At 67.7% G+C, this 15659-nt stretch carries 14 protein-coding genes; 5 read left to right on the top strand and 9 right to left on the bottom strand.

What is annotated here, in order from left to right:
* Positions 1-665: 665 nt before the first annotated feature.
* Positions 666-1937 carry a plasmid pRiA4b ORF-3 family protein gene (locus AC1DGI_RS12205; RefSeq protein WP_476899029.1) on the bottom strand — a complete coding sequence of 424 codons (1272 nt, stop codon included), beginning with the start codon at positions 1935-1937 and terminating at the stop codon, positions 666-668.
* A 139-nt stretch (positions 1938-2076) separates the two neighbouring features.
* On the opposite strand from AC1DGI_RS12205, the gene AC1DGI_RS12200 reads away from it, so the two are divergent.
* Positions 2077-2970 carry a glucose 1-dehydrogenase gene (locus tag AC1DGI_RS12200; RefSeq protein ID WP_476899028.1) on the top strand — a complete coding sequence of 298 codons (894 nt, stop codon included), beginning with the start codon at positions 2077-2079 and terminating at the stop codon, positions 2968-2970.
* 269 nt (positions 2971-3239) lie between these two features.
* On the opposite strand, the gene AC1DGI_RS12195 is transcribed toward AC1DGI_RS12200, so the two are convergent.
* From AC1DGI_RS12195 to AC1DGI_RS12175, 5 genes are all read right to left on the bottom strand, one after another.
* Complete coding sequence (locus AC1DGI_RS12195; protein ID WP_476899027.1) at positions 3240-3707, bottom strand: hypothetical protein; 468 nt, start codon at positions 3705-3707, stop codon at positions 3240-3242.
* Positions 3708-3985: 278 nt separating this feature from the next.
* A complete protein-coding gene (locus tag AC1DGI_RS12190) occupies positions 3986-4189 on the bottom strand; it encodes a cold-shock protein (protein ID WP_066274236.1) in 204 nt (67 codons plus the stop codon).
* A 239-nt stretch (positions 4190-4428) separates the two neighbouring features.
* Positions 4429-5583: a DUF6226 family protein gene (locus AC1DGI_RS12185; RefSeq protein ID WP_476899026.1), complete on the bottom strand. Its 1155-nt coding sequence runs from the start codon at positions 5581-5583 to the stop codon at positions 4429-4431.
* Positions 5584-5676: 93 nt separating this feature from the next.
* Entirely contained in the window at positions 5677-6861 is a 1185-nt protein-coding gene (locus AC1DGI_RS12180) for an acyltransferase family protein (RefSeq protein WP_476899025.1), read from the bottom strand.
* Positions 6862-7017: 156 nt separating this feature from the next.
* The gene (locus tag AC1DGI_RS12175; RefSeq protein WP_476899024.1) at positions 7018-7515 is read right to left on the bottom strand and encodes an SRPBCC family protein; all 498 of its coding nucleotides are present in this window, start codon (positions 7513-7515) and stop codon (positions 7018-7020) included.
* 143 nt (positions 7516-7658) lie between these two features.
* Here AC1DGI_RS12175 and AC1DGI_RS12170 point away from each other — a divergent pair, with 143 nt between their 5' ends.
* Both AC1DGI_RS12170 and AC1DGI_RS12165 read left to right on the top strand, forming a co-directional pair.
* Positions 7659-8039, top strand: a complete 381-nt coding sequence (locus AC1DGI_RS12170; protein ID WP_476899033.1) for a TfoX/Sxy family protein — start codon at positions 7659-7661, stop codon at positions 8037-8039.
* Positions 8040-8041: 2 nt separating this feature from the next.
* Positions 8042-9307: a flavin-containing monooxygenase gene (locus AC1DGI_RS12165; RefSeq protein ID WP_476899023.1), complete on the top strand. Its 1266-nt coding sequence runs from the start codon at positions 8042-8044 to the stop codon at positions 9305-9307.
* 19 nt (positions 9308-9326) lie between these two features.
* Here AC1DGI_RS12165 and AC1DGI_RS12160 read toward each other — a convergent pair whose 3' ends face one another.
* Positions 9327-10382: a 2,3-butanediol dehydrogenase gene (locus AC1DGI_RS12160; protein WP_476899022.1), complete on the bottom strand. Its 1056-nt coding sequence runs from the start codon at positions 10380-10382 to the stop codon at positions 9327-9329.
* 238 nt (positions 10383-10620) lie between these two features.
* Here AC1DGI_RS12160 and AC1DGI_RS12155 point away from each other — a divergent pair, with 238 nt between their 5' ends.
* Positions 10621-11196 carry an HNH endonuclease gene (locus AC1DGI_RS12155; RefSeq protein ID WP_476899021.1) on the top strand — a complete coding sequence of 192 codons (576 nt, stop codon included), beginning with the start codon at positions 10621-10623 and terminating at the stop codon, positions 11194-11196.
* Between the two features lie 27 nt (positions 11197-11223).
* Here AC1DGI_RS12155 and AC1DGI_RS12150 read toward each other — a convergent pair whose 3' ends face one another.
* The gene (locus tag AC1DGI_RS12150; RefSeq protein ID WP_476899020.1) at positions 11224-12477 is read right to left on the bottom strand and encodes a M20 family metallo-hydrolase; all 1254 of its coding nucleotides are present in this window, start codon (positions 12475-12477) and stop codon (positions 11224-11226) included.
* A complete protein-coding gene (locus AC1DGI_RS12145) occupies positions 12474-14168 on the bottom strand; it encodes an amidohydrolase (RefSeq protein WP_476899019.1) in 1695 nt (564 codons plus the stop codon). The genes AC1DGI_RS12150 and AC1DGI_RS12145 overlap by 4 nt, the downstream gene beginning before the upstream one ends.
* A gap of 155 nt (positions 14169-14323) precedes the next feature.
* Between AC1DGI_RS12145 and AC1DGI_RS12140 the strand changes: the two genes are divergently transcribed.
* Positions 14324-15517 (top strand): helix-turn-helix domain-containing protein, encoded by a 1194-nt coding sequence (locus AC1DGI_RS12140; protein ID WP_476899018.1) that lies wholly within the window; start codon positions 14324-14326, stop codon positions 15515-15517.
* Positions 15518-15659 lie beyond the last annotated feature (142 nt).

The following is a 15659-nucleotide window of genomic DNA, read 5'->3' as shown; positions in this document are numbered from 1 at the left end:
TAAGCACGCCGCCAGCGTTCATCCTGAGCCAGGATCAAACTCTCCGTTGAAGAAAAACAGACACACCATGCGCCCCCGGGAAAACGGGAACCACACAATGCACAAAATTTGAAACCAGCCAAAAACACCAGACCACACCACGGGGTGGCGGRTCCGGCAAATTCAACCAATTCAATACAATAAATTGGTATCAACAAACTTGGCACACTATTGAGTTCTCAAACAACAGACACACCCGGCACCACCACAACTTCACAGTCGCGGATCGCTCCGGAGCAACTTTTCAAACTTACCCGAATCCAGACCCCCAGGCAAATCAGCGTTTCCGCGATCACCCGGTCCAGGAACAGGCCCCCACCCGGTCTTCAGCGCACCAAAATGCGCCGTTTTCCAGGCCGTTTATCAAGGGGGTCGGTCGCTATCTTTCCGCTTCAGCGGCGGCGACTCGAACTACTTTACACACCAAACCCGACCCCGACAAATCGACCCCCACCGATACCCCCACCCACCAAAAACCCCGAAAACACAAGGAAACCAGTTACCAAGGCCGCCCGCAGAAGGCGAGTCGGCCAGCGTCGGACTTCTATGGAGTGGGTCACATTCACGGGGCCGGCCGAACGGCCAGCGCCCGGAAGGCGCAGCCCGGGAGGGCCCGCCCCGCCCGCCTACCTGTCCCCCAGTCGCGCCTGGATCTCGAGCAGGAACTTCAGGCCGCCGTCGGTCGGCTCCGCCTTCCGAGTCCGGAACCGCGGGCCGGCGTCCGTGAGTTGCAGGCAGTCCATCGACTCGCGCACCTTGCGGTCAAGGTCCCACACCCACTCCTCCGGGATCGGCGCCCCGGACCGGTTGACAAAGCCCGACGCCTCCAGCGCGGCGATGGTGACCTCGTCGCGCAAGGAGTATGAAGGCGCGAATCCCTGGACCAGCCAGTGGGCAGAGAGCCTAGTCATGAGCTTGACGGCGTCGTGCTGCGGGGAAGCGATGATGTCCACCATGTAGTCCCAGAGCGCGTCGGGCTCGGCCAGCCCGCGCTTTCCCATGGCGCCAAGCAGCAGCCTGCCGTTGCGCTTGCGCAGCAGTTTCCAGTCCAGCAGGCGCAGGCGGAGGTTGAGCACGTCCATGGCGTTGATTTCGCGGTTGCCCTTGCCCATGATCTCGTCGTGCCAGCCGAGCTCTTCGAGTGTGCGGCGGACCATGGCCGGCTTCAGATACCCGTCCTTCGTCAGCTCCAGCCCCTCCCCCGCGGCATTTTCCAGGAACCAGAGGATCGGACGCAGCACCGCGTTCCGCTCGGCGGCGGTGACCGGCTGCGGCCACAGCTGCAGGCTGAGCCGCCGGAGGTCCCGGTTGACGGCGTCGCGGTCGAAGGCACCGGCGTCGAACGCCGAGGCGCGTTCGCCGGTGACCTGCTCAAACCAGGTGGCTGCGTCGTGGAACTCCGGGTGCCGCCGGTTCGCCAGCACATTGGCCAGGTTCCGATAGCCGTCCGGGCCGCCGGAGTCCTCCACCGGCCCGCGGTTGGCGCCCTCCAGACAGCTGATCGTCCCCTCAGGAACCCAGGCTGGCCCCACCAGCTCCACCGTGTGAGTCCAGGAATCGCCGAAGTCGTATTCATACTCGAACAGCTCAGGCGCCGGACCGGCAGCGTCCAGCAGTTCGAACAGCACGACGCCGGATGCCGGCTCCGCGCCGGAGTCCTCCACCGCTTCGTCGGGGCCGACGATAATGCGGGGCGTCCCGTGCCGGTCGACGCAGCGGATGCCGTAGAGGTGGCGGTCCTGCCAGCCGAAGGCTCGCTGGATGGCTTCGTGGAACTGCGGGACGGTGGCCGTTTCAGGGAGCAGTAACCGGCGCCAGATCTCCGGCTCGCTGCCCTGGATGCTGATCCGGAGGTCGACGGCGGGAACGGGCGCAGGGTTCGGGTCCGGGGGCTGCATGCTGGCCATTGTGTCAAGAGGACTCCGGAAACGGGGAGTCCGGCGCACCCGTTGCACACAGTCCCCCACCGTGGCTAGGCTAATACTAAGCATGCTTAGCGTGTTGGCATCCATTCGAACGAACCATCTGAGGAGAACTATGACTGACCAGTACACGTTCAGGAACCCCGTTACGGCGTACCCGCAGATCGAACCGCTCGAGCAGAGCCAGCCGGAACCCGGTCTGGACGCCGCGATGACGCCCAAGGCTGACCTCGGCGAGGACAGCTACCGCGGCACTGGCCGGCTGGAGGGCCGCAAGGCGCTCGTCACCGGCGCGGACTCCGGCATCGGCGCCGCAACGGCGATCGCGTTCGCCCGCGAGGGCGCCGACGTCGTGATGTCCTACCTGCCGGAGGAGGAAGAGGACGCCAGCCGGATCGCGGCGTTGATCGAGAAGGCCGGCCGGAAGGCGGTCAAGGTTCCGGGCGATCTGAAGGATTCCGCGGTATGCCGGGACCTCGTGGAGACCGCCGTGCGGGAACTCGGCGGCCTCGACATCCTGGTGAACAACGCCGGTAAGCAGGTGGCGCAGGAGTCGCTCGGCGACATCGACGACGTCCAGTTCGACCACACGTACAAGACCAACGTGTACCCCATGTTCTGGCTCACCAAGGAGGTCCTCCCGCATCTGCCCGCCGGATCGACCATCATCAACACCACCTCCATCCAGGCGTACAGTCCGTCAAAGACGCTGGTGGACTACGCCTCCACCAAGGGCGCGATCAACAACTTCACCAAGGGCCTGGCCCAGCAACTCGCGCCCAAAGGCATCCGGGTCAACGCGGTGGCGCCCGGCCCTATCTGGACGCCGTTGCAGCCCACCGGGGGCCAACTCACCGAGGACCTGCCGGAGTTCGGCAAGGAGACGCCGCTGGGCCGTGCCGGGCAGCCGGCCGAACTGGCGCCGGCCTACGTGTTCCTCGCCTCGGCCGAGTCCAGCTACGTCATCGGCGAGACGCTCAACGTGAACGGCGGCATGCCGACGCCGTAACCGCCGGACGGCGTCGCGGTCACCACCGCTAACAAACCAGCCGGTCCTTCCCGGGATGTCCGTGAGGGGCCGGCTCGCCTGTGCGGGGTCGCGCCGGAAAAGCTAGCGGGACCATAACGACGCCGGGAGGCTCCGGTTCGCCGACACGTACGGAACGCGCGTGGCAGGTTGCCTCCTTCCAGGGTTCGGGGGACCGCGTTCGCGGACCGGCTCGGCGGGCGGGCTGGGCCGACCGACGTCGACGTCGTTCTCAGGCTGAGCGCTCCCGATTACCGCGCCGCGGCGGTGTCCACGAAGGCGACCTGGCCCGCGTACTGCTGGTAGAGCTTCACCGCCTCGTCGATGTCGATGTGCCCGATATCCAGCGAGACGGCGAGGCCCTCGAGCTGGGCGTTGCAGGTCTCCGCGGCGCTGACCCGGTCCGCGACGGAGCGGGAGGTGGCGAAGTTGGTCGACAGGGCCGCGGCGACCGAGAGGATCACGGCGAACAGGCACAGCACCCGCCACACGATCGAGTCGTCACCGAGCGCGAAGATGCGGCCCAGGGCCTCGGTGAACTTGGTGCCGCCCACCGCGGGCCCGGCGGTGAGCACGGCGGCCAGGGCGCTGCCCACGATGCTGACGTTGGAGAGCCGGTTCCGGCGGGGTCGTTCGCGGGCCAGGTAGGCGCGGATGGCCTGCCGTTTGTCGTCAATCAGGGTGGACAGCCGCTGCCTCGCCTCTGGTGATTCGCTCATGATCCGATCCCAGCTTCCCTCGCCGATCCTTGGGTCCGGTGGGCTGGCCAACGCGGACACCAACAGGATGCTCCCGCGCGTGTGGGGTGTCTAGAGTGAGCGCCGTCAAGAGGGCGCGCCACCCCAACTGACTCGCAGTAGGTGCCGTTTTGAAGGCTCAAAACGACAACAATTGCGAGTTACTTGGGCGCGGACTGGCACACCCGGGTTAAACAAAAGCAGGGCCCGTCCGAAGACGGGCCCTGCTCGAAACCTAACGGTCCCGCAGCTCTAAAGAATTAGAGCGACTGGATGTTTACGGCCTGGGGACCCTTGGGGCCCTGCTCGGTTTCGAAGGAAACCTTCTGGTTCTCTTCGAGGGAGCGGAAGCCGGAAGAGGCGATCGCGGAGTAGTGTGCGAAGACGTCCTGTGAGGAGTCATCGGGGGAAATGAAGCCGAAGCCCTTTTCAGCGTTAAACCATTTGACGGTACCAGTAGCCATTATTTTTGTCCTTCGTGAAGGTGGAGGAACTGTCCCGACTTTCGGGTCCTCCTGTTTGGGGTGCTCAAAACCGCTGCTTCAGAAGAACGCGGACTTTCGACCGCGCGTACTGCCTGAACTACGAACTGCATAAACACAACAACAGGATCAACAGTACAGGAGATTTCCGGAGAAGATTACCACCGGGCTGGGAGACGGCCGACGACGGCCGACCGGCACCGCCCGTTTGGCGCCCGACGTCAATGCCGCGGCGGCCACGCAGCCCAGCCGCCGGCCACCTGCCGCAGCCGGCGCTCCGCCGCCTCGAGGCGGGAAGGGTCCACCGGGCCGGGTTCGCCCTGCCCGCTTTCGAAGCCGGAGCCGTCGACGGCGGTGACCGCGTACTCGCTCCACCGGCGGCGGCCCACCGGGTAGCGTTCGCTGTACCCGCCTGCGGCGACCGCGAGCGCCAGCCGCTCCAGCCGGTCCGCGGCGGTCTCGGCCGTTTCGTCGCACGCATCGCAGCCGCAGACCGGAAACGGGAAGTCGTGCAGCACCCCGGCGTGCACCATGATGCCGGGATACCCGGTCCACACAAACGTCAGAGGCGCCGCCCCCGAACTCCGCGGCGTGACCCGCACCGCTCCCCTCACGTCCGAAGCCTCCCGCAGCAGCTCGCCCGCGTGGGCCGGATCCTCGTCGACGTCGACGTCGTAGACGGCGGCCAGGTGCTCGATCAGGGCGCGGGCGACGTCGTGCAGCCCCGCGAAACGCTCGGGGTGGCTGTCGACGCCGTAGGTGTCCGGGTCGGGACCGTCGGCACCCCAGCGCCGCCCGTAGCGGAAGGACTCCCCCGAGGCGGAGTAGTAGGTCGACGCCGGCAGGGGCGGCCGGACGTAGCGGGGCGCACCCGGCGGCGGAGGTACCGGGACGGGCCGTACGGCCGGTGAATCGTCCGGTTCGTCCGTGGCCCAGTCGGCCAGCTTGGACAGGAGCCCACGGACGGCGTCGTCGTCGGCACTGTCCAACGCCTTGAGCAGGCGGTCGACCTCGAAGCCCGTCTCGCGGTTTCCCACGCGCGCCGGGGCGCCCTCATAGGTGGTCCAGTGCGCGTCGGGCCTCAGCCGGACCAGGGCGTTCCCCAAGAAGATGGCTGCCGCTGCGCGGAGGCCGCCGTCGTGGTCGAGGTCGGCGCCGGATGTGCGGAGGAACCGGATGAGCCTGGCGGGATCCGAGGCCAGCTCGTCGGGGCGTTCTCCGCTGCCGGCGCAGAAATCCACAAACGGAGCGTAGCCGCCGACGTGCCGGACCGCCGCCGGAGGGCCGGCCGCTTCCCGGTACAGCGCCACGCCGCTCGGCATCGGCACCGGCAATCCGGTGGGCGGCCCGTCGAAGAAGTCCTCTGCTGTCCCCATACCCGCGATCCTAGTCCGCGGGTCAGCGGAGCAACCGGGTAAGCGACGGCGCGGGCGCTGCAGGTTCCGGGCGCCTGCCCGCAACCTCGCCCCTTACCGCTGCCCCGACCCCGCGTCCGCCAACTCCCGGATGGGCTGAGCCACCGGCGCAGCGGCCGGCTCCGCCATGGCAACGTCCCGCCGGACCCCGCGATCCACAGCGCGTTCCACAGCGCGTCCGACGGCGATCGAGAGCCGCTGGGAGGGCCGTTCCACGTAGCGGTGGAACAGCTCAGCGGCCACGAAGGAGGCCCCGACGGAGACGGCGAGCGCCAGAGGCAGCGAGACCGACCGCAGGAGGGTGACGCCGGCCAGGATGATCGGCAGGTGCACCAGGTAGAGGCTGAAGGAGACGCGGCCCAGCCACTGCGCCCCGGCCGTGTCGCCGAGCTTCTTGGCCGAACCGCACAACAGGAACACGAGGACGATCAGGGTCGCACCCACAGTCACGAGCGCCTCAACTCCGAGGATCGGCCGCTCGCGGCTGAACCATTCCGCGTTGGCCAGCAAGAGCCCGGCGGCGGCCACCGGCACCCAGACCGGGCGCGGCCAGGACCGGGTCAGGTCGCGGATCCGGGTACGCTCCACGCCCAGGACCGCTCCGATGGCGAAGATCGGCAGGTACGTCAGCCAGTCCACGTGCTGCACCGCGCCCACCACAGCCAGCAGCAGGGCAACGCCGAGCTTCACGAGCCAGAGGCGCCGCCAGCGGAGCGCGATCAACACGTAGACGGGGAGCAGGAGGGAGAACATCACTTCCCATTTCAGCGACCACAGCGGGGTGTTGATGGTGCTCGCGTTCAGCAGGAGCAGGCCGTCCTTGGCCACCTGCCCCACGCTCGGGTGGATCACGTACATGTCCGCCCAGGAGCTCTGCAACGGCGACGCCGTGCGCGGAATCAGCGCAATCAGCGCAACCGCCAGGGCCAGGGCCGCCCAGGCTGGCAGGTAGAGGCGGAGCAGTCGTTTGGCGTAGTAAGGTGCCCAGCGAGCGGCCGCTCCCGCCCGGGTGAACGGCAGGACCAGGACGAAGCCGGAAAGCACAAAGAAGACGTGGACCGCCGGGGTGCCGTTCCAGAGCAGATGCAGCGGGGAGAACACGACCCACGCCTCTTCGCTGCTGAGCGCCTCGGACCGGTCGTTGAACACCGCCCGTCCGATGGTCGGCAGGGTGGAGAGCACATGGCAGGCGACCACCACGAGGGCGGCGATCCCGCGCAGGCCATCCAACTGGGTCACTCGGGTTTGTCTAGACTGAGTCGGCATCAACTCCATGTTACCAGTTCGTTACATTCTGGGCGGGCTACGCCCCGTCTGCGCCCAGTCACGCGCAGGCGGCGGCCGCCGCGCTCGACGTCGTCCGCCCCGCCGTGCAGTGTTGGAGCAGCTCCGGTCTTAGGACCTGGCTCTTTCTTCTGCAGCGCTGCTCTCGGCGATCCGCTTGATCGCGGCGAGCGTCCTTGGGATGCCGTCCAGCGCCTGCTGGGTGCGGTCGGCGATTTGGGCGTCAGCCTTATCCCCGAATTTCTCCCTGAACATGGCGATCCCCTCGGGCAGGAATTCCCAGGATTCGCTGAGGACGGTTCCGGAGTCGGCCGGGGAGAGGGCGAAGCCCCAGCGGACATACTTGCCGCCCACCACCCAGGCGAACTCGCGGCCGCGCTCGGCAGCCACCACCTGCGACCGGGTCTCCCAGGACCGCTGCGGGAGCTCATTACGGCCGGTGAACCAGGCACCGACGTCGCCGGCGCTCTCCGCGTCGTCCCACCAACATGACTTACACACGGGGCTCCACTCACCGGTGCGGGTGATGTCTGAGACTAGGTCGTAGAGCGTGTCGGCTGATGCGTTGACCGTGACCGATTCTTGGTATTGGCGGATGCTCTGATTCATGGGTCCATCCTTACAGACGCTTCCCTCTCCCCGGGCGGCGGACGGTTCCCGAGCGTCCTAGCGGGGCCGTCTGTACCCCGCCCAGCAGCAGGCATATCCTGCAGGAAAGCCCGTTCGTGGCCCGCAGCGTACCGGAGGTACTCATGGAAATGCCTAAAGCGTCCGACGCCGACAAGGAGCACTTCCGCTCGATCATGCCCGACCTCCCGGAGGTGGCCATCAAGCCGATGTTCGGAAACCTCGGGGCGTTCGTGAACGGCAACATGTTCGCCGGGCTGTTCGGCCCCACCATCGGCGTGAAGCTCTCCGAGGCGGACCAGGCGACGCTCGAAAGCACCGAGCGGACCGTTCCGTTCGGCCCGGCCGAGCGCCCCATGGGCGGCTACACCGGGCTGCCGGAGATCTGGAACGGCGAGGGCGACGGCGAAGAGGCGCGCGCCAGGGCCTGGGTGGAAAAGGCGTTCGAGCATGTAGCCGGGCTGCCGCCGAAGGCGCCCAAGGCCCCCAAGGCTCCGAAGAAGTAGCCATGCCCTCCCCCGGCGCAGGACCAGTCCAGGAAGTCGACACCCTCGTGATCGGTGCAGGGCAGGCCGGCCTGGCGACCAGCTGCTGGCTGGGCCGGCACGGCATCGAACATCAGGTGCTGGAACGGCGGCCGGAACTGGGCGGCGCCTGGCAGGACCGCTGGGATTCGTTCTACCTGAACACCCCGAACTTTGGGTTCCTGCTGCCGGAGTTGAGCTACGACGGTCCCGAGACGGACGCCTTCCTCCCCCGCGACGAGGTGATCGGACTGTTCCGTGACTACGCCGCGCGGATCAAGGCGCCGGTCCGGCTCGGCACGGAGGTGACCCGGGTCGGCGTCGTCGACGGCTACTTCACGGTGGACACGAACCAGGGCCGCTGGCTCGCACGGAACGTCGTCCTCGCGAACGGCGCCTTCCAGCGTCCGCGGATTCCGGCGTCGGCCGCCAATCTCCCCCGACACATCCGCGAGTTGCACAGCCACGACTACCGCAACGCGCAGCAGCTTCCCGCCGGCGCGGTGCTGGTGGTGGGCACCGGGCAGTCCGGCGGCCAGATCACGGAGGACCTGCTCGAGGCCGGCCGGGAGGTCCACCTTGCCGTCGCGAGCTGCCCCGAGGCTCCGCGGCGGTACCGCGGCCAGGACGTTTTCTACTGGATCCTGCAGCTCAACCTCCACGGCCCCGCGTTCGGCATCAACGGCCTCCAGGCGGACCAGCTGCCCTCGCCGGCCGCACGCTTCATGTGCAACCCGCTGATCTCCGGCAACGGCGGCGGCCACAGCATCCACCTGCGGGACCTCGGCCGCCGGGGCGTCCGCCTGCACGGCCGCTTTGAGGGAACGGACGACGGCGCCCTCGTCTTCAGCGACGACCTCCCCGCACGCCTCGCCCTGGTGGAGGCGGGCTTCGGTGCGCGGCTGGGGCGGATGGCCGACGCCTACATCGCCGCAGCCGGCCTCGACGCACCGCCGGCGGAACCCGCGCCGGCGGACGACTGGCTGCCTTCCGAATCGGGGGCGCGGCTCAGCCTGGCTGCCGAGGGTGTCACCTCGATCATCTGGTGCACCGGCTACGGCCTGGACTTCAGCTTCCTCGATGTGCCGGTGCTCGACGACTGGAACTACCCGCGGCACAGCCGCGGCGTCACCGAGGTCCCGGGCCTCTACGCCGTGGGCCTCCCCTGGCTTACGAAGCACCTGTCCGCCACGCTGTCCGTGGTGGGCGACGACGCGGAATTCGTGGCGGGGCGCATCGCCGGGCGGTGACACCGCGTATTTCAAGCCCCTACGGGTGCACCAGCACCTTCACGGCCGTGTCCTTGTGGTTGATGAGGGTGTCGAAGCCCTGCTCCACGAGGTCGTCCAGTGCGATCCTGCCGGTGATGAACGGCTTGAGGTCCACCTTGCCCTCCTGCACCATCTTGATGACCGCGGGATGGTCCCGGACGTAGGCGATGGTGCCGCGCAGGTCGATCTCCTTGAGCACCAGCTTCTGCATGTCCACGGTGGCGGGCGCGCCCCAGATGGACACGTTGACCACTACTCCCCCGGGCCGGACGGCGTCGAGCATGGTGTCCAGCACCGCGTTCACGCCAGCGCATTCGAAGGCGACGTCGGCGCCGGTACCGCCGGTGAGTTCCAGCACCCGGGCCGGGACGTTCTCCTGGCTGGGGTCCAGCACATGGTCCGCCACCCCGCTGGACACGGCCTTTTCCTTCCGCGCCTGGGTCAGTTCGCTGATGATCGTGGTCACACCCATGCCCTTGAGGACGGCCGCGGTCAGCAGCCCGATCGGGCCGGACCCGCCCACCAGGGCCACGTCGCCGGCCTTGGCGCCGCTCCGCGCCACCGCGTGGTGCGCCACGGACAGCGGCTCGATCAGGGCCGCCTCGTCCAGGGGGATGTCGCCGATGGGGTGCACCCAGCGCTGGTCCACCACGATCTTTTCGCTGAGCCCGCCTCCGCCGCCGGAGAGCCCGATGAAGCCCATCTGCCGGCACAGGTGGTAGCTGCCCGCCTGGCACATGTCGCAGTCGCCGTCGACAAAATAGGGTTCGACGACGACGTTGTCGCCCACCGCGATCCCTTCCACGCCTTCGCCGACCTCGGAGACGGTCCCGGAGAACTCGTGCCCCAGGGTCACCGGTGACTCCTCGTGGGACAGCGGGTGCGGATGCCCCGGAGCGGGGCAGAAAATGGGGCCCTCCAGATATTCGTGCAGGTCCGTGCCGCAAATCCCGCACCACGCGACATCGATCTTCACCGCCCCGGCCCGGAGCTCCGGCTCCGGGATGTCCTCGATCCGGATGTCCTTGCGGCCGTGGAAACGTGCTGCCTTCATGATGGTCCTTTCCATTCTGTGGATACGACGAATTTACTGAGACGTACCGTGTGCCTTGGTCCAGCCCGCTCATCCTCCCACCGGGGTGCTGGCATAGATAGGGACGACGGACCCTGCACTATGAGGGCGGCTGCACGCTTCGACTAACTCCGGACGTTGCTGACTCAGGACGGTACGATCTGTTCCATTGGCATCGCAGCGGCGCTGCCGGCTGGAGCTCATTTGGGGGAATGGACCGATGATGGAACTGAAACGCATCTACTGGAGCCGGCAGGCTCTGCGCCTCGCTTACTCGGCTGTGATCGTGTGGATGGCCGTCTCGCTCCTCCTGGCGTTCATGCAGACGGGAAGCACCGGGGGTGGCCCGGGCGTAGCTGCTGCCGCCGGGGTCTTGAACAGCCTTTACGGCAGGGCCCTGGCCGCGGCCGCGCTTCCGGGGCTCTTCATCGTTGGTTTGGGCATCGTTGCCGCCGTTGTCCACGCCCGCGATGTCCGACGTCGGGATCCGGTCCGGCGCTTCAGCCGCCAGCAGCGCAAGGAGGGCATGGCGCGGGCCGGCGGCCGGTGCGAGCTGGAAGCAGGATTCCGGCGGCGCTGCGCACGACCCGCCGAGCATGGTGACCACTTCTACCCCTGGTCCAAGGGCGGCTCAACGAACCTACAGAACTTTGTCGCCGCCTGCGCTGGCTGCAACCGTGCGAAAGGGGCTCGTATACCTTCGCCCGGGAAGCAGGCACGGCTGGAGGGACGACGTCGGGACTACGTGGCGTCGGACGGTGACCTGAACGTCGGTGCTCGCCAGCCGCTCCCCTAGGTAGTCCGCCGTCCCCCCGTCGCGCCGTTACTCCTCTTCCAGCTCGCCGCGGACGAGGCTCCGCGTCACGTCGGTGAGCAGTTCGACGCCGCGCAACGCGTCGTCGTCGCGGGTGTACTCCGCCTCGTTGTGCGAGATGCCCTCCACGCTGGGAACGAAGAGCATCACGGTCGGCACCACGTCCTTCATGTTGGTCGAATCGTGCCCGGCGACCGTCATCACGTCCGTGTGGGTGTAGCCCAAGCTCTCTGCGCTGGCCCTGCCTAGCGCCGCTCCCTTGGGCTGGTAGGACACCACGCCCCAGTTATGCGTCAGGTCCAGCCGGATTTCCGTGCGGGAGTCTGCCTCGGCGTCGATAATCCTCTTGGCCAGCCGTTCCATGGCAAGGGCCAGAACGGACTCGTCCGGGGAGCGCAGGTCCAGGTTCATCAGCACCTGCCGGGCGATGGTGACTGGCGAGTTTGGCAGGACATACAGTTCGGAGACCGATGTATGCAGCAGCCCGGGCTCGAATTCCGCGGCCAGTTCACGCGCGGCGGCGATGACCAGCGCGGCTCCGAAGAGGGCGTCCCGGCGGTCCTCCATCCGGGTTGCGCCGGTGTGCGACTGCGCTCCGTCCACCGTGACCCGGTACTTGCTGGCGGCCCAGGTCCGGTCCACGATCCCCACCTGGGTACCGCTCTCCTCCAGGTTCCGGCCCTGCTCGATGTGGATCTCGGCGTAGCGGGCAACCTGGGCGAGGACTGGGGCGTTCCCGTCCGGGGCGCGGTGCCCTGCGGCCAGGGCCTGGGCTACGGTCGTGCCGGCAGGATCGTCAGTGGCCAGCGCGTCTTCCAGCTGCAGCTTCCCGGTGAAGACCCCGCTTCCCATCATGCTGGGCGCGAAGCGGCTGCCCTCCTCGTTGAACCAGTTCACGACGGCCAGGTTGTAGGCGGGCTCCAGGTTCCCGGCCTTGGCCTCCGCCGCGACGCGGGCACCCGCGTGCGCCGCCGCGAGCACGCCGTAGGCCCCGTCGTACCGGCCGGCCAGGGGCTGTGAGTCCAGGTGCGAGCCGACCAGCACGTAAGGGGCGCCCTGGACCAGTTCGACGGCGCCGAACTGGTTGCCTGCCTCATCCACTGTTTCGGTGTAGCCGTGCTCGGCTAGCCACTGGCTGAACCAGGCCCGGGTGGCGTGGTCGGCCGGTGTGCCCGCCTGCCGGTCCACGCCTCCGCCGGGCGTGGCGCCGAAGCCTGACATCGTGGCGAAATCCGCGAGGAACTGGTCGTGGGTGGTGCTCATAGGGTTTCCTCCCCTGTCAGTGCTGCCGCCAGGTCCGTGACGCGGACCGGCGTTGGTAGATTGTCCGAGCCGAAACGGATCTGCCCGCCCACCATGGTGGCCAGCACCTGGGTGGCCGCAATGTGGGAGGGGTCGACGGCGGTCGGGTCCTGGTCGAGGAACACCAGGTCCGCCAGGTACCCCGGGGCCAGGCGCCCTCTCGTATGGCCGGTTCCCGTGGCGGCGGCCGAGCCGGTGGTGTAGGCGGCCAGGGCCTCGGCTGCCGTGATCCTTTCGTCCGGGCCGTAGACCTCGCCGGAAGGAGTCAGCCGCTCGACGAAGGACTGCATGACGTCCAGCGGCCTGCCGTTGGAGACGGGACGGTCCGAGCTTCCCGGCAGCGTGATGCCCCGTTCCAGCAGGCTCCTGGCCGGGTAGGACCAGGAGGTGCGCTTCGGGCCCAGCAGGCGGGCCATGCCATCGCCGAACTCGGTAATAAAGTGCGGCTGCGGGACCAGCACGATTCCGGCGTCGGCGATCCGGTCCAGCTGTTCGGGACGGACCACACCGCCGTGTTCGATCCGGTTCGGCTGGGCGTTGGAACCGTAGTTCTCCTGCGCCTCGGTGATGATGTCGATCGCATGGTCGATGGCGCGGTCACCGATGGCGTGCATCGCAATCGCCCAGCCCGCCCGGTAGGCGCCAAGCGCCGATTCGCGCAGCTGGTCCGCGTCCATTTGCAGGTACCCGTGGTTATGGGTGCAGCCGACATAGTCTTCGGTCATGTAGGCCGTGCTGCCCAGCAGCGATCCGTCGCTGAAGATCTTGACCGGGCCCAGGCGCAGCCAGTCGTCCCCCAGCCCCGAGCGGATTCCTGCGTCGAGGCCCCGGGCGGCCGGGTCGTCGGCATGGCCCGGGACATCGTGGAGGGCGTCCATCACCAGCATGGGCTGCATCCGAACGCTGAGCAGTCCTTTGTCGCGGGCGTTCTGGTAGGCCGCGAATTCGCGCGGCGAGTAGCCGATCCAGCCGCCGGCGATGCCGGCATCGGTGACGCTGGTGATTCCCTCGGAGAGGTAGTGTGACGTCGCCAGATCCAGTGCGCGCTCTATCGTCTCCAGCGGATATGGCAGCAGGATGTCCTGCACCAGCCGCATGGCGTTTTCCTCCAGCAGCCCCGTGGGTTCACCGTTGTCGGCAACGACGACGGCCCCGCCGTCGATTGGTGCGGTGAGGTCGCCCCGGGCAGCGACGAGCTCCAGTGCCACCCCGTTGAGCGTGCAGGCGTGACCCGAGGAGTGCTTGATCCACACCGGACGCCCCCCGGCCGCTGCATCCAGGCGGTCGCGGTCCGGCTGCTGGCCGTCGAGCAGCAGCGGGCTGTAGCCGGACGCCACCACCCATTCGCCTGGAGCAGTACCTTCGGCGGCCGCGGCGATGATGCCGTACACCTCGTCCAGGCTTGCCGCTGCCCCAACATTGGCCTCCATCAGCCCGAGACCGAACCACACGCTGTGCGCATGGACGTCGTTGAATCCGGGGACGATGGTGGTTCCCGCGGCGTCGATGGTCCGGACGGCATGGCGGGCGAGATCGTCGTCCGGATCCACGCCGAATATACGGCCGTCGTGGATGAGCAGGCTCGTCGCAGTGGGGCGGGAGGGATCCTGCGTCAGTATGTGGGCGTTGCGAATCAGCAGGTCGACGGGCATTAATCCTCTTTGCTGTGGCTCCCGGGTCCAAGGAGGTTCCGGGCCGGGTCTGTAAGTCGGGCTCGAGTCCATTCAACGCTGTAACATTGCTGGCCTCAATGGACATAGAACGCCGCTTTAGCAGCGCTGCTTAGGCATTTGCATAAAATGGCGGCATGACAGCACCAGCCGGCAACACGGCACCTACCCCCGAGCCGCCACCCCGGGAGTTCCGGCCGGGCCGCCCCACGGAGCCGGAGTGGGTCGAGCTGCTGGAGAGCCTGTGGAAGGACCGCTCCCTGCTGGTGAACGACTTCCTGGAGCGCTTTGCCACCATTTCCTATGGCGAAGCACTGGTGCCAAAGGACGACGTCTACCGGACCGCCGCGGACACCATGGACATGTTCCTGTTTCAGATGGCCGGGCTTGAACTTCCCCAAGACCTTCAGGCCCTGCCCCGGGAGGTGGCTGCCCGCCGGGCCCGCCAAGGCGTCCCCCTGGACGCGTTCCTTGAGGCCATCCGCAACGACTTCCGCGTCCTTTGGAGGGGGCTGGAACGCGTCGCGCGGGATAAGGGGATTGGCGTCCTGGTGGCCAACATGGACCGGGTGCTCGACGCCGTCGAAGGCTATGTGAGCAGCATCCAGCAGGCTTATGCGGAGGAAGAAGCCCGGCTGGCCCGCAACAAGCAGCTGTACCGTCAGCGCTTGCTTTCCCGGCTGTTCAACGCGGACCTCGGCGGCTCCGGCGAGGCGCAGGAGCTGGCCGCAGCCCTCGGGGTCCAGGCCGCCGGGACCTTCGAGGTCCTGGCGGTCACCTTGGATGCCGTGAGCGTGGCCCAGCGGCAGTTTGAGTCCGACCACCGTACTTACGTGTACGAGAACACCGGGGCCCTCTATCTCTTCCGTCAGCAGCGCAAGGGACGGACCTGGCAGGACGAGGGGCCGGGCTTCCCGGCCGGGTACGTCCCCGACGTCGAGGGCCTGGCCGCCGTCCGCGCCGCGGCCGCGTCTGCCCTGGTGCTCGCGCAGCAGAAGCGCCGAGGCACCGGGCTGGCGACCATGGAGGAGGCATGGATGGGCATCGCCGGCGGCCTACTGGAGCTGAAGTTCCCCGGGTTCTCCGCCCCGATAAAGCAGGCTCTGGACCGGTGCACGCCGCTGGAACGCCAGCGGCTGCTGCAGGTGGCGCGCAGCTACGGACGGACCGGATCGATCAAGGAGACGGCGGAGGAACTCTTCTGCCACCGGAACACGGTGGTGAACCGCCTCCACAGCCTGCACGAGGTGATCGGCCTCGACCTCACCGTGCCGGCGGAAGCCGCACGCGCCCTCGTTGCGCTCAGCAGGCACCCCGATTTCAACGGGTGAGTTGTGAAAATGCCCAAGCGAAACGGAGAAGGTGGGTGGATATTGTCATTGTTGTGGGCGTTGTCACTCGCCTACGCTCAAGGATAACCACCGCAGCAGTGCAGGCTTTGGCCTTTCGACCGCCGCGGGACCCGAGACGCAA

The organism is Arthrobacter sp. 05N428_2 (genome assembly GCF_056397065.1).
The sequence above is the reverse complement of the archived record's forward strand: the minus strand, read 5'-3'. Positions and strand labels throughout refer to the sequence as shown.

What these genes read in the sequence shown, in the direction of transcription:
- AC1DGI_RS12145 (WP_476899019.1), bottom strand. Translation starts at nt 14,168, where the DNA reads ATGCCCGTCGACCTGCTGATTCGCAACGCCCACATACTGACGCAGGAT.
- AC1DGI_RS12170 (WP_476899033.1), top strand. Translation starts at nt 7,659, where the DNA reads ATGGAAATGCCTAAAGCGTCCGACGCCGACAAGGAGCACTTCCGCTCG.
- AC1DGI_RS12185 (WP_476899026.1), bottom strand. Translation starts at nt 5,583, where the DNA reads ATGGGGACAGCAGAGGACTTCTTCGACGGGCCGCCCACCGGATTGCCG.
- AC1DGI_RS12200 (WP_476899028.1), top strand. Translation starts at nt 2,077, where the DNA reads ATGACTGACCAGTACACGTTCAGGAACCCCGTTACGGCGTACCCGCAG.
- AC1DGI_RS12150 (WP_476899020.1), bottom strand. Translation starts at nt 12,477, where the DNA reads ATGAGCACCACCCACGACCAGTTCCTCGCGGATTTCGCCACGATGTCA.
- AC1DGI_RS12155 (WP_476899021.1), top strand. Translation starts at nt 10,621, where the DNA reads ATGATGGAACTGAAACGCATCTACTGGAGCCGGCAGGCTCTGCGCCTC.
- AC1DGI_RS12140 (WP_476899018.1), top strand. Translation starts at nt 14,324, where the DNA reads ATGACAGCACCAGCCGGCAACACGGCACCTACCCCCGAGCCGCCACCC.
- AC1DGI_RS12160 (WP_476899022.1), bottom strand. Translation starts at nt 10,382, where the DNA reads ATGAAGGCAGCACGTTTCCACGGCCGCAAGGACATCCGGATCGAGGAC.
- AC1DGI_RS12205 (WP_476899029.1), bottom strand. Translation starts at nt 1,937, where the DNA reads ATGCAGCCCCCGGACCCGAACCCTGCGCCCGTTCCCGCCGTCGACCTC.
- AC1DGI_RS12195 (WP_476899027.1), bottom strand. Translation starts at nt 3,707, where the DNA reads ATGAGCGAATCACCAGAGGCGAGGCAGCGGCTGTCCACCCTGATTGAC.
- AC1DGI_RS12165 (WP_476899023.1), top strand. Translation starts at nt 8,042, where the DNA reads ATGCCCTCCCCCGGCGCAGGACCAGTCCAGGAAGTCGACACCCTCGTG.
- AC1DGI_RS12190 (WP_066274236.1), bottom strand. Translation starts at nt 4,189, where the DNA reads ATGGCTACTGGTACCGTCAAATGGTTTAACGCTGAAAAGGGCTTCGGC.
- AC1DGI_RS12175 (WP_476899024.1), bottom strand. Translation starts at nt 7,515, where the DNA reads ATGAATCAGAGCATCCGCCAATACCAAGAATCGGTCACGGTCAACGCA.